Genomic DNA, 23,698 nt, shown 5'->3' on the forward strand with positions numbered 1-23,698 from the left:
ATTGTTAACATGCTAACAGTTTCCATGGTTATCATTAATTCCATTGAGGGCATAAGCTCTCCCCGGTTCAAACTAAGGAATAACACTATGAAAACTATCAAAGCTCTCACCATCGCCGCAGCCGCAACTCTGTCACTATTATCAGCAGCCAGCTTCGCCCAAAGCGTATCTGTTACTTCAGACACACTAGACGGTGCAGAAGCACAAATCGCCGCTCAAGCTGCACAGCATGGTGATCAATATAAAATTACCGAGGCCAACACTAACAACCATGTGCACATGACAGCTGAACTATACAAATAACATTTTCACATTAGATAACTGTCCTGATTACGATGCCGGTCACCAAACTGACCGGTTTTTTGCGTTAAAAATATCCCTTCACATCCCAATTTTCTGGGAAGAGCCCAACACCGCTGACATACCGTTTAATTGCAGGTTCGCGCCATCTAAAAGTTGCCAATTTGCCTAATAAAACTCCATCCAGTACCGGTTACATACAATTGAATGTAAAGAACGTACCTTATTTTGTTATACAGACAATCGTCAAAAGATTACTAACTTCATGTTTTTTATGTAATTAAAACCCAAAATTTCAAAATCAACCCTTACCTCTTCAGTTTTGGTTATGCACATAAGGTGTGCTAAAGCGTAAGTTTGGTTGACATAGTAATCATGAGACATAGAATACAAAACGACCGGTCATATTTTTATTGGGGAGCTTATTGTCAATATTCCGCAAGTAGGATTCGAATTCGGTACCTCATCCTCAGGAATAAGTCATGAATACCTTCTAAGCTCCTAAAATGAAAGCACTCCAGTGTGCGCAGAGCTAATGATGAAAACGAACATTTGAAGATGTTAAAGCCGTTCGTAAACATCATGAATTCAGCGGGTGTAATGTAGTTAATTTCCCAGTCGCTTGGTTCAATGAGCCACGTTTTGGGGCATAAACTGAAACAGACCAAGCGGACCGACAGCAAAAATCAACGTTAACCGGAGATAGTTTATGACTCATCACAAACCAGCTCTCGATGCGGCTTCACATAAGCAGTTCCCTGCCTCAATTGAAACGACGCAAATTGATGGCCTGAAGATACGGTATGCGCGTTCAGAACGTGCTGGAGCAGAAACACTTCTGCTCCTCAGTCCTTGGCCTGAAAGCCTGATGGCCTTTTTACCAACCTGGTCCCAGTTTGCCAAGAATTACGATGTGATAGCTATCGATCTCCCCGGCTTCGGTCATTCTGAAGGACGCCCTGATGTGATTGCACCAGAGGCAATGGGAGAGTTTATTGTTAAAGTAGTGAAACACTTCGGTCTGAACCGTCCGCATGTCGTCGGGCCTGATGTTGGAACCTCCACCCTTCTCTTTGCAGCAGCGAATAATCCGGGGATATTCTCTTCCATAACTATTGGTAGTGGGGGCGTAGCTTATCCACTAGACGTCACAAGCAGCCTAAAAGAGTGGATTGATTATCCAACATTAGAACCACTTCAGAACATCGACATTCCGGCAAAGATCAATGCCACTCTGAGTACGCTACAGCACTATAAAGTTCCTGATTTTGTGCGTGAGGATTACATCTCTTCCTACAGTGGAAAAGGACGATTCGCTGAATCTGCCCGTTTCGTTCGCCTCTATCCTAAAGAGCTGGAGGTTCTCAAGGATCGTTTGCCTGACATTAAGACCCCTGTCCTCGTTATCACAGGTCAGCACGATCCTTTCGTTCCGGTATCGAATGGGCAGTATGTCGTCGAACGGGTTCCGGTTTCACATCTGGAGATTGTAAATAGCGGACATCTGGTGTGGGAGGATGCAGCTGATGCCTATGCTGGATTTGTTCTGGACTGGGTAAAAAAACACAAACGCCATTAAGTTAAGCCAGAAAATAACTTCCTGACGATATAACTGTTAAAGCGGGGAATGGAAAGATGAAAAAATTACCAAAAATTGCGCTGGGAACCTGGTCATGGGGAGCCGGAGCGAATGGAGGAGATGCCGTCTTTGGTAACTCCCTGTCTGATGATCAAATGAAGTCGGTTTTTGATACCGCAATCCAGGCAGGTCTCAATTTGTGGGATACTGCGGCTGTTTATGGTATGGGGAGTTCAGAAAATGCCCTTGGCAAGCTTATCCATGGATACCCTCGCGAAGACCTGATTCTGTCCACTAAATTTACACCAAACATTGCTGACGAACAGGCGGCTCACCCCGTCAGTGCAATGCTGGAAGAAAGTCTTAAACGGCTTGGTGTTAACAATATCGATATATACTGGATACACAGCCCGAAGGATGTTGAAAAATGGACACCAGGGCTTATCCCTTTATTACAGACTGGTAAAGTTAAAAGTGTTGGTGTCTCTAATCATAATCTTGAACAAATTAAACGTGCGAATGAGATCCTAGGGGCTGCTGGCTATTCTGTCAGTGCAGCACAGAATCACTACAGCCTGCTTTATCGTTCTTCGGAAGATGCCGGTATCCTGGATTACTGCAAAGAAAATGGCATCACATTCTTCGCTTACATGGTGCTGGAGCAAGGAGCTTTGAGTGGTCGATACAACCCAGAAAATCCCATGCCTGAAGGTAGTAAACGCGCTGAGACATACAATAAAGTGCTGCCACAATTACAGGCATTAACTGATGCAATGAAAGCTATTGGTGAGAAAAAAGGGGGAAGCGTTGCCCAAGTGGCAATAGCTTGGGCAATCAGCAAAGGAACTTTACCTATTATTGGTGCTACGAAAAATTACCATGTCAGTGATGCTGCAAAAGCAATTGAAATTACTCTAAATCAAGATGAAATTGAACTGCTCGAACAACTATCCCGTGAAGCAGGTGTTAATACACGCGGAGCTTGGGAAAAATCAATGGATTGATAATTAAACCAGCAGAAAGAATCCCGGCATCAGCTGTTAAAATGGATGCCGGATTTCCATATTCTTATAGAATCCCCAATAATCTTTTAAGGATTAGTCAGAAATATAAATTGATCCTCCCCTACAGTTAAGCCTCACTTAAAAAATAGATATTGTTCAGATAGCAAGCTATCACCTTGCGATAAATTTTCAGTGAATATGCCAGTTCAAAATGGCTCACCTGATGGTCGCAGATCAATTTCTTGTGTCCAGGTCGTAGGTTGCTGTTTATGAATAAACCAGTAGGTCTCGGCGATACCCTCTAGCCCTAACAAACCAGCTTCCCCTCTCTCTTTCACACGATCAGGAAAATGACGTTTTAATCTTTCACCTTTAATCCCGCCATCTATAATCACGTGAGCGATATGTAAACCTTGTGGGCCGTACTCACGAGCCATACTTTGAGTAATCATTCTCAATCCGGCTTTGGCAGCAGCAAAATGTGCGTATCCAGATTTACCTCGAAGGCTTCCTGATGCACCGGTGAAAAGCACTGTTCCTCTGCCTAAAGGCAAGAGATTACGCACAGCTTCTTTGCCGACAAGAAAACCACCAAAGCATCCCACGCGCCAGAAATCTTCAAACTGCGATGCGGTCAGTTCAAGTAAATCTATCTTGCGATTATTTCCAGCATTGAAGACGATCAGGTCGGGAGGCTCATGGAATGTGCTGGGTGTGAAAGCGCGCTCGAAAAGCTGGCTGACGCTCTTTTCATCAGTTGTATCTGTTACGATCGCTTCAGCGCTGTCACCAGCATTTCTGATCGAATCTGCAACCTGATTAATCTTTTGAGACGTTCTTCCCGCTACATAGAGATGGTATCCTTCAGAAGCAAATTTACGGCATAAAGCAGCACCCAGCCCCTCTTCTGCTCCGACACCAATCACGACAGCTGATGGTTTTTTATTCATAGGATTTCTCTCTTGTGTTTATTTTCGATACTTCGCCTTACGAAATCGATCCTGTCATTGCCAAAATACATCTCGTCACCTACATAAAAAGTCGGCGCGCCAAATACACCGCTCTCAATAGCAGATTTATTGTTTTTAGCGAGTTCAAGAAGTATTTCAGGGGCATCAGCGAGATCCCAAACGACGAGCGGTATTTCATGTTTTCTTGAGAATTGATTGCGTCCATTTTGAGTAATCAAATCATCAGTACCCGCCCACACAGCCCGAAATAAAGCGTTATTGACCTCTTTAAAAATACCCAACTGCTGAGCTGAAATACCTACCCGTGAAAAATATCCACTGGGTATCGCCCCTGACCTCATTGCTTCAAGGAGCTGGTCATTGGGAGACAATTCAATTCCATAGATTTCAGCCCAACGTTGAGCATCAAGTTTTGAATAAGTCAATTTCGCAGGGCACTTTGGTGTAGGTTGATTATGGACTTCTTGCATCACCGCCACGATATCAACAAGTTGGTATTCTACGTCCGTCGCAAGTGTGTCAATTTGCGAGTTTGCCAGATAAGAATAAATACTGCGGTAGTCATATACAAATCGTACCTGCATTCTCGTTTCCTTATTAAATTTTGTACTTGTTTTTTTCTGCACTAATCAAACTGAACGATGAGCTTTCCGAAATTTTTACCTTCGAGAAGCCCCATAAACGCTTCAGGTGCATTCTTTAAACCGAATACGATATCCTCCTGAAATCTGACATCTCCACTGGCAACCCAAGGTGCCACCTCATCAAGAAATTCTGGCCTTTGGTCCCAGTACTCCCTCACTATGAACCCGCGGAACAATATGCTGCGCGAGAGGATTTCCCGCATCAATACAGGAAGGCGATCTGTACCTTTTTGCGAATCATTAGCGTTGTATTGCGCAATCAGTCCGCATACAGGAATTCGGGCATACGGGTTCAACAAAGGAAATACTGCATTCCATACTTCTCCCCCCACAAGCTCCAAGTAAACATCAATTCCGTTTGGGCAGGCCTTGGCCAGTTCACTGACAAAATCTGGTGACCGATGATCGACGACTTCGTCAAAACCCAATGTTTCACCGACGTATTGGCACTTTTCTTTACCGCCCGCAATACCGACTACCCTCGCACCTGCCTTTTTTGCAATTTGCCCAACGAGCGATCCCACAGGTCCACTAGCAGCGGCTACCACGACCGTTTCGCCTGGTGCAGGCTTTCCGATGTTCATTAAACCGGTGTAAGCCGTTAACCCTGGCATACCTAATACACCGAGAGCAGTCGTAATGGGCTTAAATCGGTCATCCAAGGGGATCAGACCGTCTCCATTAGAAACACAATGAGAACTCCAGCCTGAACGGGATAAAACATGCATCCCGACGGTAAAGTCAGGATGATTCGAATAAATGACTTCCGCTATGACCTCCCCTTCCATAACGCCATCAACAGGGGTAGGTGACGCATATGATTTGCGATCATCCATGCGACCACGCATATAGGGGTCGAGAGAGAGATACCGACTAGCCAGAAGTATTTCCCCTTCCCCTGGGGGCCGCACTGTGACCTTCTCGAGGCGGAAGTTTTCGGCTTTAGGTGCACCGTCTGGACGAGACGCAAGCACTACTTGCTGGCCAGTAATCTGCATACGTAAACTCCTGATATTTATCAAAACCTGAAAAAGGTATACTTGATTAAATTTTTAAAACCAGTAAGACACCAATTCATAACATAACTTGTTATGTTATGAATTTAATAAAAAAGACGGTGATTTTCACTTAATATTTTCGACTAACGTCGCGATGTTAGTTTGGCTTAACACCGTTTCAACAGCAGTGTTCGTCATACCAAAGATGGACACAAGCAACGCGTCCATGTGTTTGTCAACAATGCACAGAGGATTTCCTTGCGGTCGAAGTGCAAAAATCTTGTCGTTAGTCTCGATGGCACGGTAGACCTTATCAAGAGTAATGTCCATGGGATCGAGCATAAGCCTGACACCTCCCGACTTACCTGGACGAAGTTCGACAAGACCACAGAGTTCCATGTCCTTCAACATGCGTCGAACAACAACGGGATTTGTCTCCAGGCTTCGTGCGATGTCCTCCGCCGTTGTTCCCTGATTTTTTCTGTACGTAATCACGCAGAGTATTTGAATGGCAGTCGCCATTTTTGTATTTGCAGCCATAACTGAACCTTGATGGTTACGTTTTTACCTGTCAATAAAAATATCATATTTCCTTATCTGGAAATCAGAATTATTAGGGATTTTATGATATTTAGACACATTGATTTTTTGTGAAAATCTCTATGCCCTGTTTAATTTATGGAGAAGTGCTGTATGGGGCAGTCAAAAAAGAGGATTAATCTGGGGTTAATGCTTCAGGGTGCGGGCAGCCATATGAATGCCTGGCGGTATGAAAACGTTCCTGCAGATGCCAGCGTGAATTTTGAGTGGTATCAGTTTCTGGCTAAAGAGGCGGAAGATTCGGGTTTTGACTTTTTGTTTATTGCTGATGGCCTTCATATTACCCGTAATTCTATTCCTCATTTTCTTAACCGGTTTGAACCTGTAGCGCTGTTATCTGCTCTGGCGAGTGTCACAAAAAAAATAGGTCTGGCAGGGACCATATCAACATCATACAGTGACCCTTTTACCGTCGCACGTCAGATGGCCACACTGGACTTACTGAGCGGAGGACGGGCTGGATGGAACGTTGTTACCTCACCTCTTGAAGGATCGGCACAAAACTTTGGTAAGGAACATCCGGTACACAGCGAGCGATATAATATTGCGGCAGAATACATTGATGTTGTTCAGGGACTCTGGAACTCTTGGGAAGATGGTGCGTTCATACGTGATAAAAAAAGCGGCATATTCTTTGACCATGAGAAAATGCATACTTTAAATCATAAAGGAAAATACTTCTCAGTTTCTGGCCCACTTAACATTCAACGATCACCTCAAGGACAGCCGGTTATCTTTCAGGCCGGCGCATCAGATGCGGGGTTACAACTTGCAGCGAATAAAGCAGACGCCTTATTTGCAAACGCACGTACATTTTCCGAAGCTCAGTCTTACGCCAAAAGGTTATCAAATGAAACCATTAAAAACGGACGCAGCAGTATTCCTATATTTCCGAGTATTGCTCCGATAGTCGGTCAGTCATTTGCGGATGCAGAAAAAAAATATCAGAAACTCCTGTCGTTAATTACGCTTGATGAGGCACTCGCTTATCTGGGAAGATTTTTTGATAATCATGATTTTGCACAGTACGACCCGGATTCATTATTCCCAGAACTGGGTACCATAGGCGAGAATTCATTCAGATCGATTACAGATCAGATAAAACGAGATTCAAAAGAGCAGCAACTTACCTTGCGAGAGGCTGCTTTCAGGGTAGCCGTTCCGAAAGGTGAGTTTTATGGGAGTGCGGAGCATGTAGCAGCCAATCTAATCAAATGGGTCGAAGAAGCAGGCTGCAGCGGTTTTATCATCACAGGACCTATTCTCAACGAAGTAATTTTGGATTTCAAACAGCTCATCCTCCCAATCCTTGCAGAAAAAGGATACTGGTATAAAGATGAACGCACATTACTCAGAGAGAGGCTCGATATAAAATAGCTTGAAGCAGCTAAAGGCCCTGACTGGGCCTTTATGGTAACAGTACAGGTGAAAAATTTTAATTTCATATAATGATAGAGTAAGCAATCAGGGCGTCAAAAATTCTCCCATGAACATTAAATTCACTCATCCTGAACATTTTTAGTTATTAAAGTCCCAGTAGGGGGGAGATCCAAATTTTTCCGCATAAAAATCGATAACACTTCGTATACTTTGAGAAATATAGCGTGAGTGTGGATAGAGCATTGCAATATAAAGTTCATCAGTACGGGGAGATATTCTGTATTCAGGAAGTAATCGAATTAAATCCGCGCTCAAAAGTTTTTCACCTATCAACCAGTCAGGCATCATCACTATCCCAGCGCCATTAAGTGCTGCACTGAGTAGTGTTTCGGCATTGTTCGACACCAGTGAACCACTCAACGTAAGTATCTGAAGATCTGAGCCCGGTTGAGTAAAATAGGACCGCTGTGCACCCAGCACCCCCCTGTAAACCAGACAATTATGAGTTAGTAGATCTTCGGGTTTGTCAGGAATGCCGTTTCGCGCAAGGTAATCTTTGCTGGCGGCAAGAAAGAAGTTAGTTTGTCCTATGATCCGCCCATGTAAACCTGAATCAAGAAGTGGACCGATACGAAACAACAAATCAACCGCTCCATCCATCGGATCGATGAAATCATCTGTCTGCGTCAACTCAATTTTGATCAGGGGGAAACGGTTCGACAATTCTGCAAGCCAAGGGGCAATATGCTTTTGACCGAACACAACAGGAGCGTTGATTCTGACAATTCCCGCAGGCTCATCCTGGCTGTCGCTCAAACGGCTAATTGTCTCATTGAGAATGTCAAAAACCTGAGTAAAAGTATCTAGGTAAATGCGCCCCGCTTCCGTAGGGATCAATGCCCTCGTATTTCGATACAACAACTGAAGCCCCAACGTTTCCTCAAGTTGCTGAATGCTGCGTGAGACCGAAGAGGGAGACAATCCCTCACGTCGAGCAACTTCAGAATAGTTCCCTGATTTCACCGCCGCAACAAACAACTGCATAGCTCTTGTATTGATATACATATTCTTCACCTGTGCATAATTCGCATAGGTATTTTGCTTTTTTTTGACTTTTATGAACAGTAGTCGAGGCATAAAATCCCGCATCGTTTAACAGGGGAAATTATGAAACTCATCGCATTAATTTTGGTTGTCATCGCTGGAATGGGACTTTCCGTTGAAGCAGGAATACTGGGGACACTTGGCGCTAATATCGGACACTATTGGGCAAGCTTTTCCCTCTTTGGCATTGAGGCCGGCTTGACGTATCTACTCATGCTGTTTTTCGGGCCAAGAAACCCCGCTTCTTTTCTTGCATCGCCAGGATGGCAATTGACCGGTGGGATTTGGGGGCCGCTGTATGTGCTGATTTTGACGGCTGTAACTCCTGTTATCGGCATAACATTGCTTATGACTGGCGTTTTAGCAGGCCAGGTGAGCAAGAGTTTACTGATTGACCACTATGGTTGGTTTGGTGCAGCGCGCAGGAAAATCAGTAAGGAGAGACTGGCTGCACTCGCTTTTGCGTCAGTTGCCCTTATTTTCATCGCAGAGAGTAAATAATGTTCATTACCTTAATGGTTATATTATCAATTATCCGTGGCGCGTTACTCAGTATCCAGGCGGCAGTGAATGCCAGACTGGCTGAAACTCAAGGTTCATTACGTGCAACGTTTGTGACTTTTCTGGTAGGCGCAATACTCAGTGGCTTATTAGTTATTTTTCTGGAACCTGCTCATACTGTAACGGTATTTGATGTACCGAAATGGCAGCTAATGGGCTCATTTCTGGGCTTAATCTATGTGTTGACGATGGTGTATGCGGTCCAGAGAATCGGTACCGCTATCGCAACTGTAGCCGTTATTTTAGGCCAACTACTTATGTCTATTCTGATTGACACTTTTGGTTGGCTAGGCAGTAATGCCATAGATCTTTCCTGGAACCGTATTTTTGCAGCTTGTTGCCTGGCAGCTTCTCTCTATTTTATATACAGAGGTGAAGTCCATAATTCAGTTAAAAAACAGGATGAATAAAATCTAATTTTAGTCAATTAGCCCCAATTAAGTTATTTTCTAAAGCGGGACTATAACTTTCCTCAAAAAAAGGAAAAACAATGAATATTCTCTATCTGTTAATGGCACTTGCGGGCGGTGCCGGCTTGTCCGTGCAGGCTGCAGTGAATAGTCGATTATGCGCTGGCTTTGGTGGACAGCCTCTTATTGCATCGCTTATCTCTTTCACCATCGGTGCATTCTGCCTCGGAATAGTATCGCTAGTTCAGGGGGATTGGCAGCAGGTAGCAGCAGGATTTGCGCAACAGTCCTGGTGGCGCTGGACAGGCGGAATAATTGGGGCGATTTTTGTGTTTACCACTATTTTCATGGCACCTAAAATTGGCATTACAAATGCAATATTTCTTTTTATAGTTGGCCAACTTACAGCGGGGATGTTAATTGACAGTTTTGGATTGATACAGATGGTACAACGCCCTGTCTACTGGTGGAAATATACAGGCCTAGGCGTAATGCTAATGGGATTGCTTCTTTTTATGTTTGGTGAAAAATGCTTGTCATAAAATAGACCCTAATATTCAAAAACTTTTAATGCCACAGCAACCCAGCTCTTGACACCATTAAAAAACAACCACTAACCATGGCATTATCGCCATAAATTACATAGGTGAAATTTATGAGTATTATAAACTGGCCTGATCTTTATCTACCGGGAAAAACTGATTTCTTTGTATCAAATGAAACAATTATTTCTGGGGTTCTCACAGATAATGCATGGACATTCTTAGCTGATACACGGCGTTGGCATGAAGCTTACAGTGAACTATCTGGTATAGAAATTCATGATGAAAGTGATCCGGTTCTAAGTAAAGGGACCCGTTTCAGTTTTAACATTTCGGGCTTGACGGTGCAGGCAGAGGTCACAGAATCACAGGCTCCATCACCGGGAGTCGCAGGGCGTCTTTCGTGGCATGGTTGGGTAGAAACTGGTGGTACAACGATCGTCGATGCGTGGTGCGCGTGGATCATTGAGGATTTGCATAGCGAACGTACCCGTATACTATGGCAGGAGTCTCTACTGGGCAAGCCAGCAAAAGAAATGAGCCGGCAAAAGCCTAATCCAGCCCTCCTTTCTCACCAGGACTGGGTTGATGGTATTGCGCATGCAGCACGTACTGCTACTTCGCGATAGTAATACAGAGAGGCCGCTGTAGCGGCTTTTCTTATTAAACTAAAGATATCACTTCGAAAATGATGCGCCAAACTCAAGCCACTTGAGTATTGAGAAAATTGCAATCATAGTTCATCATCATCATATTCAGGTAGGAAAACACATTCATAGGCAAGATAGTTTAGCTTTTTATTTTTTTGTCGCCATTTAGAAGGGGATGTATTATAGAGCTTCTTGAAAGTGCGAGTAAAATTTTGTTGCGAGTCGAAATTATACTTCACAGCGACGGACAAGATAGAATCGTCGGTAATCAACAGATCCTGAGCCGCATGATGTAACCTGCACTCTCTTAAGTAAACTCCTAAAGGCTTACCACATTCCGATGAAAATATTCTTTGAAGGTGATATCGTGAGTATCCTGCTCTGTCTGCGACACTCTGAATATTCAAATCATCCTTGATATGGTTCACTATCCAGATCTGGAGATCTCTCACCAACGCGCTATAAATTATCATAATCACCACCAAGAAATCATTTTCCTATCTAAACAGGGATTGATAATAAAACCACCTAACGAACAAGTGACAATTGAAGGAAAGTGAAATTCTCATCCACAGTTACTAATTGGCAAGAAGGACTTTGAAAATCATCTCATTAAACTCATTTAAGGGATGCGCATTCCTTGTAGTCCTCATCCGCAATAAAGCCCCCTCCCAACTGTTCATTATAAAATCAGAAAAGAGTTGAACGTCAAGCTCCTCGTTTATTTCTCCAAGACGCTGCGCGTCTAAAAGACAGCTTTCGAATAAGTGACTTCAGGTTTTGAAATGATCAGCGATAGTTTTTCGTATGGTTTCACTGTGATCGGCTACTTCTAAGCTGAGATTTCCCATCAGGCAACCTTTAAGGAAATCGTCTTTCTCAAAATCATTAATACGTTGTTCAAAATAGTTTTGCAGGCGTTTAAGCGGAGATACTTGTGTGTCACCGAGTATCTCCTGAATTTCTTTTAATCCACTTTTGAAATAGAAATCTACGCTTTCCTTTGCGAAAGCCTCTTTACTACCAAAGTAATTATAAAATGATCCCTTGGGCACATGTGCCGCACCCGCTATATCCTGCACGCCAGCAGCACTGTAACCCACTTTATGCAAGAACTGGGTTCCTGCTCGAAGCAAGTTTTCCCGCGTTTGCACTTTGGGTTTTGGTCCTCTCCGGTTTGATAAAGGAGTAAGTGCCATATTTCATACCTCTTAAACTTCTGAACTAGCCAGACTGTTAATCTGTTACTGAACAATCCAGAGTAAGGCCCACGCACACCGCGCAGGCCCTCCATTACTCAGTACAGTGCCAGTACAGAAACTGTTTTCGTGTTGAGATAGGCTTCAAGGGCTTCAGGGCCACCTTCAGAGCCATAACCTGAATCCTTGACTCCACCGAACGGCAACTCTGGGAATGCTGTCGCAGGCTGATTCACCCACAACATCCCCGCCTCAATACTCTGTGTAATTTTATGCAGAGTTGAAATTGACCGCGTAAAGGCATAAGAAGCCAGGCCAAACGGTAAACGGTTAGCTTCCGAAATTGCCTCTTCAATGCGATCAAAACCACGGACTGCAGCTACAGGACCAAATGGTTCATCGTTGAACACCGATGCTGTAAGAGGCACATTATCAAGGACGGTTGGCGTGAAGAAGTTACCGACATTCCCTACGCGCTGCCCACCGGTCACAATACGCGCGCCGCTCGCGTCAGCATCTTCAACAACTTTGATCATCGCTTCGAGACGACGTGGGTTCGCAAGTGCACCTAAGGTCGTCCCTTCTTCCAGTCCATTGCCAACACGGATCCCTTCTGCATATGCAGCAATCTTCTGCACAAACTCAGCGCGGATGCTGTTGTGAACCAGAAAACGTGTTGGCGCAATACAGATTTGCCCGGCATTGCGGAATTTATAGCTCGCAGATGCTTTAACTGCCTGATCAATATCTGCATCTTCAGCAATAATCACCGGCGCATGGCCACCCAGTTCCATTGTGGCCCGCTTCATATGCTGGCCGGCCAGCGCAGCAAGCTGTTTACCAACACCGGTTGAACCCGTGAAAGTCACTTTTCTGATTACCGGGTGAGGTATGAGGTAGCCAGAAATCTCAGCTGGGTTGCCATAAACCAGGCCAACCGTTCCGGCAGGTACTCCCGCATCTACAAATGCACGAAGCAGCTCTGCAGGGGAAGCTGGAGTTTCTTCCGGTGCTTTAACAATGATTGAACAACCGGTAGTGAGCGCTGCCGCTAATTTACGAACCACCTGGTAAACGGGGAAGTTCCACGGTGTAAATGCGGCTACTGGACCAATAGGCTCTTTCAGAACCTGTGCCTGCGCAGAGATGTTGCGTGAAGGAACAATACGTCCATATATACGTAAGCCTTCATCAGCAAACCAGTCAATGATGTCTGCTGACATAGTTACTTCGGAACGTGACTCCACCAACGGTTTACCCTGTTCCTGGGTCATGAGGCCGGCTATATACTCGACACGATTTCGCAGAATATTCGCCGCGCGTCGCATTGTTGCAGCGCGTTCATGGGCCGGAATACGACGCCACGCATTAAAGCCTTTCAGAGAAGCATCTAACGCACGATCCAGGTCCGCGATGCCAGCATGCGCTACCTTACCAATAATTTCACCCGTCGCTGGGTTACGCACATCCTGAGTTTTACCATCTGCAGCATCCACCCATTCGTTGTTAATCAAAAGCTGTGTAGAAGCATATGGGGTTAGTGATTGAGACATGAATTACTCCGTTTAAAACTGGGGGTTTACCACCCGGGATTCGCGACTCCCTGTCATTGCGACTTCACAACGTAAAGATGGGGTTCGCCGGCTATGTCGGACATTTAAATGCGACCGGTCGTCTTATAATTATTCCAGTGAGATAAATTGTCAAGCAACTGGGCGACATAAAACGCCAGGTGTATTAGTAGGGACACGTTCGATCATGCATCACCCTGATAAATCAGGAGAGAATTGAAAGCGCTCATTTCGAGTGCAAGACCCCTCATTTCGCTAGTACGCAAGTGTCCTGCACTGTTTTTCATCCTAACTGCACATCCATCCGAACTTGGCCAAGGATAAAATGGTAATTGACTTATTCAAGACGACTGGTCATATTATAATTCAGGTGTGGTAATCGACTGTGTTACTGCTTGGGTTCTTAAAGAAACTGAGGTTTTCTGAATGTCTCTAAATTCACTGTTATCCCCGCTTGAGCTGGGACGTTATACTCTTAAACATCGAGTTGTCATGGCTCCGCTAACCCGCATGCGTGCTGGTGACGGCAACGTTCCGAATGTTCTTGCACCAGAATACTACGGGCAGCGCGCTTCTGAAGGCGGCTTAATCATTTCTGAAGCAACCCAAGTTACTCCTACTGGCCAAGGGTATCCGGCCACCCCTGGTATTCACTCTCCAGACCAGATTACCGCGTGGAAAAAAGTAACTGATGCCGTACATGCTAAAGGTGGTCTTATCTTCCTGCAGTTATGGCATGTTGGCCGCTCTTCTCACTCCAGTTTCCAGCCTGGTAATGTTCTTCCTGTGGCCCCCTCAGCAATCCCTATCACAACTGAGATTTCACTGACGCCTAAATGGGAAAAAGTCGCATACGAAACTCCTCATGCATTAACCCTTGAAGAAATTCCTGGCATTATCGAGGCTTATTGTCAGGGTGCCCGGAATGCAATGGCTGCTGGCTTTGATGGTGTAGAAGTGCATGGTGCGAATGGCTATCTCCTGGAGCAATTCCTGCATGACAGTTCAAACAAGCGTACCGATAAATACGGCGGATCTTTTGAAAACCGCGCACGCTTACTGCTTGAAGTCACGGAAGCAGTTACCGCAATTTGGGGTGCTGATCGAGTGGGTGTTCGTCTCTCACCTTTCGGTACTTACAATGACGTTGGAGATTCCGATCCGGTCGCTCTGTATAGCTATGTACTGCCTGAGCTTGAAAAATTAGACATTGCCTATGTCAGCATCATTGAAGCACGGGGTGGCGGCGGAATGCAGATTGGTGTTCCACAGTCTGTGGACCAGCTTCGTCCATTCTGGAAGCGCCCACTTATACTGGCAGGTGGTTTCAACAGTGAAAGCGCTGATGAAGCTGTCCGTGAAGGACGTGCCGAGGCGATCGCATTTGGCCGTTCATTTATTGCTAATCCTGACCTGCCCGCTCGCTTTGCCTTGCATGCACCGCTGAATGATTACAATCGATCGACATTTTATGGTGGTGGTGCAGAAGGATACGTGGATTATCCCGCACTGGAGAATGTGCCGGGATAATTGCGGATAATAACCTTGTCAGCAACGCTTTAAATCTGCCTATTACTTTAATTGAACTCAGGAGTTTTCAGATATGAAAATTGCCCTTCTCGCCGCCTCTGGTCGTGCTGGCAGCACAATTCTTAATGAACTAATCAGCCGTGGTCATGAAGTTATCGCTGTTGTTCGCAATCTTGACCGACTCCCTGCGGATTTGCCTGCCAGTGTGACGCGCGTACAAGCCGATCTGAACGATCAGGAGCAAATCGCTAAAATCATCGCTGGTGCAGATGCTGTTGTCAGCGCATTTGGGCCATCAAGCAGCGATTCGCGCTATACAACTGACCAGAGCTATACCGATCAATTGGTGGGCGTAACCGAAAATGCAATTGACGCGGTTAAAAAAGCGGGTATCCCCCGTCTTCTGGTTGTCGGTGGTGCGGGTTCACTCTTTTTCTCACCGGGTGTGACAGTGCTCGACTCAGGCTACTGGCCAGAGCCATATGTTGCTATCGCCCGTTCGCATGTTAAGGCGTTCGCAGCCCTGCGCGCTTCGGAAATCAACTGGACCTACTTCAGTCCGCCCATGATGATTGACTTGGGTGAGCGTACTGGTCAGTTCCGGCTGGGGGGTGATGATGTTATCTTTGACAGCAACGGTAAGAATTGGATTTCCTTTGAAGACTACGCTATCGCTTTAGTTGACGAGCTTGAGAAACCAGAACATGAGCGCCAGCGGTTTACCATAGGATACTGATTCAGCTAACAACGACCTCCTGCCGCTAAAGGAGTCAACAGACGCTTTGTCTGCTTTGCGGGTTGGAGGTTTTCTTTTTTACAGTTTTGAGGTAAACACGCTCTATTTTGAGAAAGGGATATGCCTGACTGTCCTTTTACCCATTGCTGAGATGATAAAGAGCCATAACATGACAAGCACCATACCGGCAGTACGCCGAGGCCCAAAACCGAACCCTGGTACGAAACAAAACCTCATCAGTGCTGGTATGAGCATGCTACACCGCATGGGATACTCAGCAACCGGCATTAAAGATATTGTCGAAGAGGCAGGTGTTCCAAAAGGTTCTTTTTACAACCATTTCGATAGTAAGGAATCTTTTGCTGAGGAAATCGTTAATAACTACTTCGAGCAGGCTCTTCCGCAGTTAAAGCGACAACTTGAAGATCCCGACCTTCCTCCTCTTGAGCGGTTGAAAGTTTATTTCAATACACGAAAAGAGAGCTTTATCGAAAGCGGATTCTCTCAAGGCTGCCTGCTGGGAAATTTCTCACTGGAAGTCGCCGACCACAGCGAGCGCATCCGTCTAAGGATCGCATTCCATCTCAGTACCTGGACGCAACTGATTGAAGAATGCATCGCCGAAGGGCAAGAGTCTGGTGAAATTCGTACAACTTTATCAGCAGCACTACTTGCCGGCTTTGTGCTGAACAGCTGGGAAGGTGCTTTGGTGAGAATGCGTGCCGAGAAGAACGATGCCGCGCTCAACGAATTCATGGAAGTTGTTTTCAAAACGGTCCTTGTTTAAGCATTTTTTTGGTGGCTTTCCTGAGAGCCACCTATTCTAACAATGACTTAACTCACACCCTCAAACCGGTTACAAAAATTAACAATTAACCGTCTTATATTTCATCCCCTCCCCCATCCTTCTCAACCATCTGTTTTCATTGGTATTCCATCTAATTTGTGACCGACATCATATTTATCCTTTTTTGCTACCGTTGGCAAACTCCAATTGCCAACGGTAGCAAGGTTCAACATAATCGCAACATTGCTATCTGCACAGTTAATGTGGGTTAATTTTCAGGTGACGCCTGACAACATGGTTTGGGCATGTGGCTCTGTTACTTTATGCTGTGGGAATTCAGGATCCGGACACGGTGTAAAGTAAGAATGAAAAAAAACGAGAGTGCTAAAAAAGCGCAACAGGCAACTGCTGATGATGTTGCGGCCCTGGCAGGTGTATCGAAGTGGACGGTACTGCGGGCTTTTAAATCGGGTGCATCAATATCGCCAGCTGCAAGAGAGAGAGTTATTAACGCCGCCGATAAGCTTGGATTCAGGCCAAACCTGTTAGCCCGAGGTCTCAAGCAGCGTAAAACGAATATTATTGGACTGGTGGCAGACGAGTTTGGAAATCCTCACACTCTGCGCATGATTCAGGAAGCGACACGTCAGCTTAATGAACGAGGTTACATGACGTTATTGCTGAATATTGAGTCGCACGAAAACTATCAGTCTGTGCTGCAGATGGCCGGACAGATGCAGGTCGATGGCATTATCTATCTGGCTACAATCGTCAGTGACGAGTTATTGGTTATGGCTAATACGCTTCATCATATTAAAGCAATACACGTATTTCGTAATACAGATAGCGCAGATGTTGAGGTCGTCAGCATTGATGGCTTCAGAGCGGGTTTTGAACTCGGAAATGTGCTCGTTGGGCAGAATTATGAACGTTTTGGTTACATGAAAGGACCAGACACATCGTCAAATCACCTGTTTCGTCTGGAGGGGTATCTGTCCAGTCTTGATGAATCGAGCAATGTGCTCAACACCGTTTTGGTAGCCGGCCATTATGATCGTGACCGTTCTTATCAGACGATGACTGATTACCTTCGAAAGACGCCACCAGATGATCGAATAGATGCGTTGTTCTGCGAAAATGATGTGCTGGCGTTTGGTGCCATTCAGGCTATACGTGATTTTGATGCACAACTCAACATCGGTGTTGTGGGATTTGACGACGTTGACGAAGCACATTCTTCCACCTGGAACCTGACAACCTGGAATCAGAGGGCTGACTTGCAATTGGCGGAGGCAATCAATCGTCTGATTGACGATACGAAGGATGAAAATGGGAGCTGGCAACATGGTGAGCTCCGACTTCGCGATTCCCATATAAGGCAATAAAAAATTTCCGCCACTTATCTCTGATAGTGGCGCCATTGATATAAGGAATATTAACCAACAGAAAATTTTTAGAAATTGTTACTGGTATTTTCAAATAACAAACAACACTGCCTATTGGATACATTTCTCTGAGATTTAATCAGTGAGTTTATTTCATGAGGTCGGTGCCTCTATTTGTCCGGAGCATCGTATGGAACGTCGTCATTTTATTAAAACCGGGTTAGTTCTGGTTGGAACTGGCACGGCTGCATCAATATTTAAACCCGCCGGTGCGGCGGAAAATGTCTTATCCGGTGGGAAATTATGGCGCGCAAAACAAACACCCCCGCCGACCCCTGCCGATCCCACCAAACGGCTGTTTTTCACCGAAAGTGAATATCAGCTGGTTACGGCGATTTTTGATCGTCTTATCCCCGCAGATGAGCTGAGCGTCAGCGCATCGCAGGCGGGGTGCGTGGTGTTTATCGACAACCAGCTGGCAGGCGACTACGGCCGTGGCAGCTGGCGCTACAATGTGGGCCCCTTCGAAAAAGGCACTGCATCCCAAGGGAATCAGTCTCCCTTATCCCCTGCCGATATCTATCGCAAAGGGTTAGCGGAAGTGGACGCCCATTGCCAGACCTTTTTGGGTAAATCATTCACTGAATTAGATGATAACGCCAAAGACAGCTATCTGGAAAAAATGGAAGAAGATAACTTTAAGTATCCTTCCATTTCCTCAAAAGAATTATTTGGCCAGTTGCTGAGTAATGTTCAGGAAGGTTTCCTCGCCGATCCTATATACGGTGGCAACCGTAATATGGTGGGCTGGAAAATGATTGGTTTCCCCGGTGCACGCTATGACTATCGCGACTATGCGCCGTTAAAGGGACAGAAACTCAATATTGAACCCATCAGCATTATTGACCTCCTGAAAGCTTAAATTAAAAGGCACATCATGAATTACACCAGACCCAAGGCTGATGCCGTTATTATCGGCCTCGGCTGGGCCGGTTCACTTATGGCTGAAGAACTGACCCGCGCCGGATTAAACGTTGTCGCCATTGAACGTGGCCCATGGGAACAAACCCAGACCAACTTCTCCCCTGCCATTGCCGCTGACGAACTGCGCTATGGCGTACGCCGCGAAATCCTCAAACCGCCTCGCGTCGAAACCCTGACGTTTCGTAATGACAGCAGCCAGAAAGCGCTGCCCGCGCGTGACTGGAACGCCTTTCAGATGGGCTTCAGCGTGGGCGGTGCCGGTAAACACTGGGCAGCGAACGCCTGGCGTTTCAACCCGTCCGATTTCGAAATGGCCACCCGCCTGCGTGACCGCTACCACAACATGAAACTGGCCGATGGCCTGATTGTCCAGGACTGGGGCGTCAGCTATGCGGAGCTGGAACCCTTCTACGATCGCGTCGAAAAAATTGCCGGCATCTCCGGTAAAGCCGGCGTGCTGAACGGGGAAAAACAGGCGGGCGGTAACCCGTTTGAAGGCAGCCGCAGCAGTGAATACCCGACGCCACCGCTGATCCGCTCGCACTGGAACGATAAGTTCCATCAGATCACCGAGAAAATGGGCTATCACCCGTTCCCGATCCCGGCTGGCACCATAGGCGCGGCTTACACCAACCCGCTCGGCATTAACCTAGCGCCCTGCACCTACTGCGGCTACTGCGGCTTCTATGGCTGTGGCAACTGGTCGAAATCATCGCCGAACATCTGTGTCGTACCCGCTTTAATGGATCGCACCAATTTCACCCTGCTGACCGAGTGTACCGCGCTGTACATCGACAAAGCGGAAGACGGCAAAACGGTGACCGGGGTGACCTTCCTGGATTCCGATGGCAATACCGGTTTCCAGCCAGCGGATATCGTCTGCCTGTCGGCTTATCAGCTGGACAACGTGCGTCTGTTGCTGCTGTCGAAAATCGGTAAGGCCTACGATCACGCCACCGGTGAAGGTACGCTGGGCCGCGCGTACAACTACCAAACCATGTCGATGGGCTATCTCTACTACGAGAATGAGCAGATGAACCCGTTCATCTCGACCGGCGCGCTCTCGACGCAGATTGATGATTTCAACGGCGACAACTTTGACCATACCGGCCTGGGCTTCCTCGGCGGCGCAGGCATTCAGGCACTGTCCGATCAGGGCACGCCGCTGAGCATGACCGACCGTCTGCCGCCTAACAGCAAAATGTGGGGCTCAGCCTGGAAAAAAACCTTCCAGAAAAGCTACCAAAACTACGCCAAGATTCAGGGGCAAGGCACCTCCTACTCTCACCGTGACTCGTACCTGTCACTGGATCCGAACTACACCGATGCCAACGGCCAGCCGCTGCTGCGTCTGACCTTCGACTACAACCAGAATGACCGTTTAATGGCGCGCTTTATACGCGACCGCATCGAGGATATCTGCAAAGTGTCCGGTGCCAGCACCTGGCAGACTGAAGCCTTCCCGGATGCACATAACTCACCGTTCCGTGCGTATGACAGCTCGCATACCATCGGTGGCGCGGTGATGGGCACAGACCCTGCGACATCGGTGCTGAACCGCTATCAGCAGCACTGGGATGCGCACAACCTGTTCGTACTGGGTGCCTCATCGTATCCGAATAACGGCGGCTATAACCCGACGATCACGCTCAGTGCGCTGACGTTGTGGACGGCGCACGCCATCGTCAATCAATACCTGAAAAATCCAGGCTCACTGGTCGGTTAAGGAGAACATGATGGCGAAGAAATTACGACGTGTTGCGCTCGCGGTGGGCGTAGTGGCAGTGGCCGGAGCGTTGGGCTATACCGCGCTGGTCGAGTACGGCTTGCATAAAAGCTATCCGCAAACGGTGCAGATCGAAGAAGGTGCGGGCCTAAAGGATCAGATCAAACGGGGCGAGTACGTCGCGCGTTTATCTGACTGTACCGCCTGCCACACCAAAGAAGGCGGCCAACCTTTTGCCGGGGGATATAAGCTGGATACACCGTTTGGTGCCATCCTGTCATCGAATATCACCTCCGACAAGGACACCGGCATCGGCGGCTGGACGCAGGAGCAGTTCGACCGCGCGGTCCGCCACGGTATCGGTTCGCACGGCAACCTGTACGCCGCAATGCCTTACAATGCCTATGCCAAATTAACCGACCAGGATCTCACCGACCTGTGGGCCTACATCCGTACCATTCCGGCGGTGAACAACAAAGTGGTGGAGAACCAACTGCCCTTCCCGTTCAACCAACGCTGGACCCTGGCGGGCTGGAACCTGCTGTTCTTTAAAGATCAGGTCTTCCAACCCAACGCGCAAGTGAGCCCCGAAATCAATCGTGGCGCGTATCTGGTTGAGGGGCCAGGACACTGTGCCTCCTGCCACACGGCCAAGAACCTGCTTGGCGGCGATTCCTCTGCTTATCTGCAGGGCGGGTCGTTGCAGGGCTGGTATGCGCCGGACCTGACGCCGAATCCGCACACCGGTCTGGGTCACTGGAGCAACGAAGATATTGTGAGCTATCTGCGCTCTGGCGCGAACAGCAAAACAGCCTCATCAGGCCCGATGACCGAAGCGGTTGAAAATTCGACGCAGTATATGAGTGACAGCGATCTGCACGCTATCGCGCAGTATTTACACTCACTGCCGGCATCGCAGACCACCGTCCCTGCGGCGATCGACAGTCAGCAGAACGCGATGCTGGTGGGCAAAAAGGTGTATGAATCGCAGTGCAGTGCCTGCCACGTATCTAACGGTTCAGGGATCAGAAACATGATCCCGACTCTCGCCGGTAACGCGCAGGTCAACTCAGCCGATCCTTCCAGCCTGATTAATGTAGTACTTAACGGCAGCCAGGGACCGTTTACCCATGCTAACCCAACGGCGGCAGGTATGCCGGCGTTTGCCTGGAAACTGTCAGACAGCAATATTGCTGATGCGATGACCTACATCCGCAATAGTTGGGGAAATGCAGCAACGCCTGTGACAGAAGCTCAGGTAAAATCTGCTCGCGAAGGAACGAAAGCGCAGGCATGGATGGGAGCAGCTAAAGAGTAAACACAGCAATGTCTCGATACTGATGGTGAGGTATAACCTTTTCGCTACTCAGACCCACCGAGACACATGTCGATTAGAAAGAAACCACAAATAATTGTGGTTTCTTTTTTTGTATATAAAACAGAACAATAATATGACGCTCAAAATCAAAGTGCGTTTATTCACTTTTGGAACATTAAATCCGCAATAAAAAAGTTTCACTCCAGCCTTATAGCACATAATTCACTGTATCGATCTCTGGAACTCATCAATACTTGTATCTAGTAAAGTTATGAAACTATCTTAAATACGACGATAAGGAGTTTAAAACTGTAGATTACTCTGAGGTTACCAACTACTATAACTTAACGTAACTATAACTAATGAATTTATCTTTTAAAAACCAATTCACTCATAAGCAAGAAATAGTTCTCTTTTAATAAAGTTACTCACTCCAGCACTGTCCTATTATGAAAAACAATCTTAATTGGAGATAAAAATGAAACTTGAATCTATTGCAGACAAAATTGAAATAAAAGAACTAAATGCCAAGTATAACTTCTCTGTAGATGAATATTATGCTGAATCTTGGGCAGATTGCTCTACAAAAGATGGAGTATTCAACGCGCTTTTGCCTGGCAGAGCCCCTAGAGGAAGAGATGCACTGATTAAATTTGTAGATGTTGTAGTTGAGGCATTTGGAAAAATGCATCATTTAACCATTAATGAAATCATTCTTCTAGGAGGAAATGAAGCGCAACAAAAGTGTTACCTCCAATTCATCTACAATAAGAATGGAGCAATACAAGGCGGAATTTGTATCTATAACGACTGGCTTGAAAAAGAGAACAGTAAATGGAAATATAGCAGAAGAGATGTAGTTTATAAAACGAAATCCGTTGACATCCCCGATAAAAGTAAAATTTAAAAATGAGGATTATAATGTTTAAAAATAAAGTGGTTATTATCACGGGTGCCGCAGGCAGTGTTGGTCAGACTGCTGCTAATTCTTTTTACTTGCAAGGTGCTAATCTGGTACTTGTTGATATTAACGTTAATGATATCATTAAAGCCTCTGAAAAATATAATTTTGACTCTGATAGAGTAGTGAACGTTTCTGCCGATGTGAGTTCGGAAGATCAAGTAAAAAAACATGTTAAAGAAGCAATAAATAAATTTGGTAAAATTGATGTTTTTTTTAACAATGCTGGCGTAATTGGGCGTGTATCGCCTTTAACGGATGCCTTGGAGTCAGATTTTGATCTCCTAATGAATGTTAATGTTAAAGGCGCTTTCTGGGGTTTGAAACATATCCTGCCAGTGATGATAAAACAAAATTCAGGTTAAATCATTAATACCGCTTCCATGGCGGGTCTGATTGGTTTTCCTTCACTTGGTTTATATACTGCCTCTAAACATGCGGTAGTCGGCTTGACTCGTGCAGCTGCGCTTGAAGTTGCCGGCAATGGCGTTAGGGTTAATGCTATTTGCCCAGGACCAGTTAATACAAAAATGATGAGAAAGATTGAATCGGGCTTGAATGAAAGCAATCCTCAAGACGTTCAAACTCAGTTTTCAGGATTAGTTGCAATGAATCGATATGCTGAACCTGAAGAAATTGTTCAGGTTGCACTGTTCCTTGCTTCTGAAAATGCTTCTTACATTACCGGCAGTATCTACACCGTTGATGGCGGTATGACGGGAATGTAGTTAAAAGATTTTTTAATTAACACATGTTAA

General features: G+C 46.2%; 23 protein-coding genes and 2 pseudogenes. 17 read left to right on the forward strand and 8 right to left on the reverse strand.

Annotated features, from left to right (window positions below):
- Positions 1-87 precede the first annotated feature (87 nt).
- From ACIP6T_RS24680 to ACIP6T_RS24690, 3 genes are all read left to right on the forward strand, one after another.
- Complete coding sequence (locus ACIP6T_RS24680; protein ID WP_400459964.1) at positions 88-303, forward strand: YdgH/BhsA/McbA-like domain containing protein; 216 nt, start codon at positions 88-90, stop codon at positions 301-303.
- A 706-nt stretch (positions 304-1,009) separates the two neighbouring features.
- Positions 1,010-1,879 carry an alpha/beta fold hydrolase gene (locus ACIP6T_RS24685; RefSeq protein ID WP_400459967.1) on the forward strand — a complete coding sequence of 290 codons (870 nt, stop codon included), beginning with the start codon at positions 1,010-1,012 and terminating at the stop codon, positions 1,877-1,879.
- Between the two features lie 56 nt (positions 1,880-1,935).
- Positions 1,936-2,883 carry an aldo/keto reductase gene (locus tag ACIP6T_RS24690; RefSeq protein ID WP_400459970.1) on the forward strand — a complete coding sequence of 316 codons (948 nt, stop codon included), beginning with the start codon at positions 1,936-1,938 and terminating at the stop codon, positions 2,881-2,883.
- A 206-nt stretch (positions 2,884-3,089) separates the two neighbouring features.
- On the opposite strand, the gene ACIP6T_RS24695 is transcribed toward ACIP6T_RS24690, so the two are convergent.
- From ACIP6T_RS24695 to ACIP6T_RS24710, 4 genes are all read right to left on the reverse strand, one after another.
- A complete protein-coding gene (locus ACIP6T_RS24695) occupies positions 3,090-3,833 on the reverse strand; it encodes an SDR family NAD(P)-dependent oxidoreductase (RefSeq protein ID WP_400459973.1) in 744 nt (247 codons plus the stop codon).
- The gene (locus ACIP6T_RS24700; RefSeq protein WP_400459976.1) at positions 3,830-4,438 is read right to left on the reverse strand and encodes a DsbA family protein; all 609 of its coding nucleotides are present in this window, start codon (positions 4,436-4,438) and stop codon (positions 3,830-3,832) included. The genes ACIP6T_RS24695 and ACIP6T_RS24700 overlap by 4 nt, the downstream gene beginning before the upstream one ends.
- 41 nt (positions 4,439-4,479) lie before the next feature.
- Complete coding sequence (locus ACIP6T_RS24705; RefSeq protein WP_400459979.1) at positions 4,480-5,496, reverse strand: NADP-dependent oxidoreductase; 1,017 nt, start codon at positions 5,494-5,496, stop codon at positions 4,480-4,482.
- Positions 5,497-5,622: 126 nt separating this feature from the next.
- A complete protein-coding gene (locus ACIP6T_RS24710) occupies positions 5,623-6,036 on the reverse strand; it encodes an RrF2 family transcriptional regulator (RefSeq protein ID WP_400459982.1) in 414 nt (137 codons plus the stop codon).
- A gap of 153 nt (positions 6,037-6,189) precedes the next feature.
- Here ACIP6T_RS24710 and ACIP6T_RS24715 point away from each other — a divergent pair, with 153 nt between their 5' ends.
- On the forward strand, positions 6,190-7,473 hold the full coding sequence (locus ACIP6T_RS24715; protein ID WP_400459985.1) for an LLM class flavin-dependent oxidoreductase: 1,284 nt from the start codon (positions 6,190-6,192) through the stop codon (positions 7,471-7,473).
- A gap of 141 nt (positions 7,474-7,614) precedes the next feature.
- On the opposite strand, the gene ACIP6T_RS24720 is transcribed toward ACIP6T_RS24715, so the two are convergent.
- The gene (locus ACIP6T_RS24720; protein WP_400459988.1) at positions 7,615-8,613 is read right to left on the reverse strand and encodes a LysR family transcriptional regulator; all 999 of its coding nucleotides are present in this window, start codon (positions 8,611-8,613) and stop codon (positions 7,615-7,617) included.
- Positions 8,614-8,643: 30 nt separating this feature from the next.
- Here ACIP6T_RS24720 and ACIP6T_RS24725 point away from each other — a divergent pair, with 30 nt between their 5' ends.
- The 4 genes from ACIP6T_RS24725 (at position 8,644) to ACIP6T_RS24740 (ending at position 10,722) form a co-directional block, all read left to right on the forward strand.
- Positions 8,644-9,081 (forward strand): DMT family transporter, encoded by a 438-nt coding sequence (locus ACIP6T_RS24725; protein ID WP_400459991.1) that lies wholly within the window; start codon positions 8,644-8,646, stop codon positions 9,079-9,081.
- Positions 9,081-9,551 (forward strand): DMT family transporter, encoded by a 471-nt coding sequence (locus ACIP6T_RS24730; RefSeq protein WP_400459994.1) that lies wholly within the window; start codon positions 9,081-9,083, stop codon positions 9,549-9,551. Before ACIP6T_RS24725 ends, ACIP6T_RS24730 begins: the two co-directional genes overlap by 1 nt.
- Before the next feature lie 80 nt (positions 9,552-9,631).
- Positions 9,632-10,093: a DMT family transporter gene (locus ACIP6T_RS24735; protein ID WP_400459997.1), complete on the forward strand. Its 462-nt coding sequence runs from the start codon at positions 9,632-9,634 to the stop codon at positions 10,091-10,093.
- 113 nt (positions 10,094-10,206) lie between these two features.
- Positions 10,207-10,722: an SRPBCC domain-containing protein gene (locus ACIP6T_RS24740; RefSeq protein WP_400460000.1), complete on the forward strand. Its 516-nt coding sequence runs from the start codon at positions 10,207-10,209 to the stop codon at positions 10,720-10,722.
- 104 nt (positions 10,723-10,826) lie between these two features.
- Here the strand turns inward: ACIP6T_RS24740 and ACIP6T_RS24745 are convergent, their stop codons facing one another.
- The 3 genes and pseudogenes from ACIP6T_RS24745 to ACIP6T_RS24755 all read right to left on the reverse strand — a co-directional run bounded on the left by ACIP6T_RS24745 (position 10,827) and on the right by ACIP6T_RS24755 (position 13,495).
- Positions 10,827-11,216, reverse strand: a complete 390-nt coding sequence (locus ACIP6T_RS24745) for a helix-turn-helix transcriptional regulator (RefSeq protein WP_400460127.1) — start codon at positions 11,214-11,216, stop codon at positions 10,827-10,829.
- A 105-nt stretch (positions 11,217-11,321) separates the two neighbouring features.
- A pseudogene (locus ACIP6T_RS24750) lies at positions 11,322-11,942 on the reverse strand (TetR family transcriptional regulator C-terminal domain-containing protein).
- A gap of 98 nt (positions 11,943-12,040) precedes the next feature.
- A complete protein-coding gene (locus tag ACIP6T_RS24755; protein ID WP_400460003.1) occupies positions 12,041-13,495 on the reverse strand; it encodes an NAD-dependent succinate-semialdehyde dehydrogenase in 1,455 nt (484 codons plus the stop codon).
- Between the two features lie 444 nt (positions 13,496-13,939).
- On the opposite strand from ACIP6T_RS24755, the gene ACIP6T_RS24760 reads away from it, so the two are divergent.
- The 9 genes and pseudogenes from ACIP6T_RS24760 (at position 13,940) to ACIP6T_RS24800 (ending at position 23,668) form a co-directional block, all read left to right on the forward strand.
- Entirely contained in the window at positions 13,940-15,043 is a 1,104-nt protein-coding gene (locus tag ACIP6T_RS24760; protein WP_400460006.1) for an alkene reductase, read from the forward strand.
- Between the two features lie 73 nt (positions 15,044-15,116).
- Positions 15,117-15,779: an NAD(P)-dependent oxidoreductase gene (locus ACIP6T_RS24765; RefSeq protein ID WP_400460009.1), complete on the forward strand. Its 663-nt coding sequence runs from the start codon at positions 15,117-15,119 to the stop codon at positions 15,777-15,779.
- A gap of 46 nt (positions 15,780-15,825) precedes the next feature.
- A complete protein-coding gene (locus ACIP6T_RS24770) occupies positions 15,826-16,566 on the forward strand; it encodes a TetR family transcriptional regulator C-terminal domain-containing protein (protein ID WP_400460012.1) in 741 nt (246 codons plus the stop codon).
- 365 nt (positions 16,567-16,931) lie between these two features.
- Positions 16,932-17,951: a LacI family DNA-binding transcriptional regulator gene (locus tag ACIP6T_RS24775; RefSeq protein ID WP_400460015.1), complete on the forward strand. Its 1,020-nt coding sequence runs from the start codon at positions 16,932-16,934 to the stop codon at positions 17,949-17,951.
- Between the two features lie 190 nt (positions 17,952-18,141).
- Positions 18,142-18,873: a gluconate 2-dehydrogenase subunit 3 family protein gene (locus ACIP6T_RS24780; protein ID WP_400460017.1), complete on the forward strand. Its 732-nt coding sequence runs from the start codon at positions 18,142-18,144 to the stop codon at positions 18,871-18,873.
- A gap of 15 nt (positions 18,874-18,888) precedes the next feature.
- Complete coding sequence (locus ACIP6T_RS24785) at positions 18,889-20,661, forward strand: GMC family oxidoreductase (RefSeq protein WP_400460020.1); 1,773 nt, start codon at positions 18,889-18,891, stop codon at positions 20,659-20,661.
- Positions 20,662-20,671: 10 nt separating this feature from the next.
- Positions 20,672-21,979 (forward strand): c-type cytochrome, encoded by a 1,308-nt coding sequence (locus ACIP6T_RS24790; protein ID WP_400460023.1) that lies wholly within the window; start codon positions 20,672-20,674, stop codon positions 21,977-21,979.
- 478 nt (positions 21,980-22,457) lie between these two features.
- The gene (locus ACIP6T_RS24795; protein WP_400460026.1) at positions 22,458-22,886 is read left to right on the forward strand and encodes a nuclear transport factor 2 family protein; all 429 of its coding nucleotides are present in this window, start codon (positions 22,458-22,460) and stop codon (positions 22,884-22,886) included.
- 14 nt (positions 22,887-22,900) lie between these two features.
- Positions 22,901-23,668, forward strand: a pseudogene (locus tag ACIP6T_RS24800) (SDR family NAD(P)-dependent oxidoreductase).
- Positions 23,669-23,698: the final 30 nt, after the last annotated feature.

The sequence above is a fragment of the Pantoea sp. NPDC088449 genome (assembly GCF_044753225.1).
In the GTDB taxonomy this organism is placed as follows: Bacteria; Pseudomonadota; Gammaproteobacteria; order Enterobacterales; family Enterobacteriaceae; genus Pantoea; species Pantoea floridensis.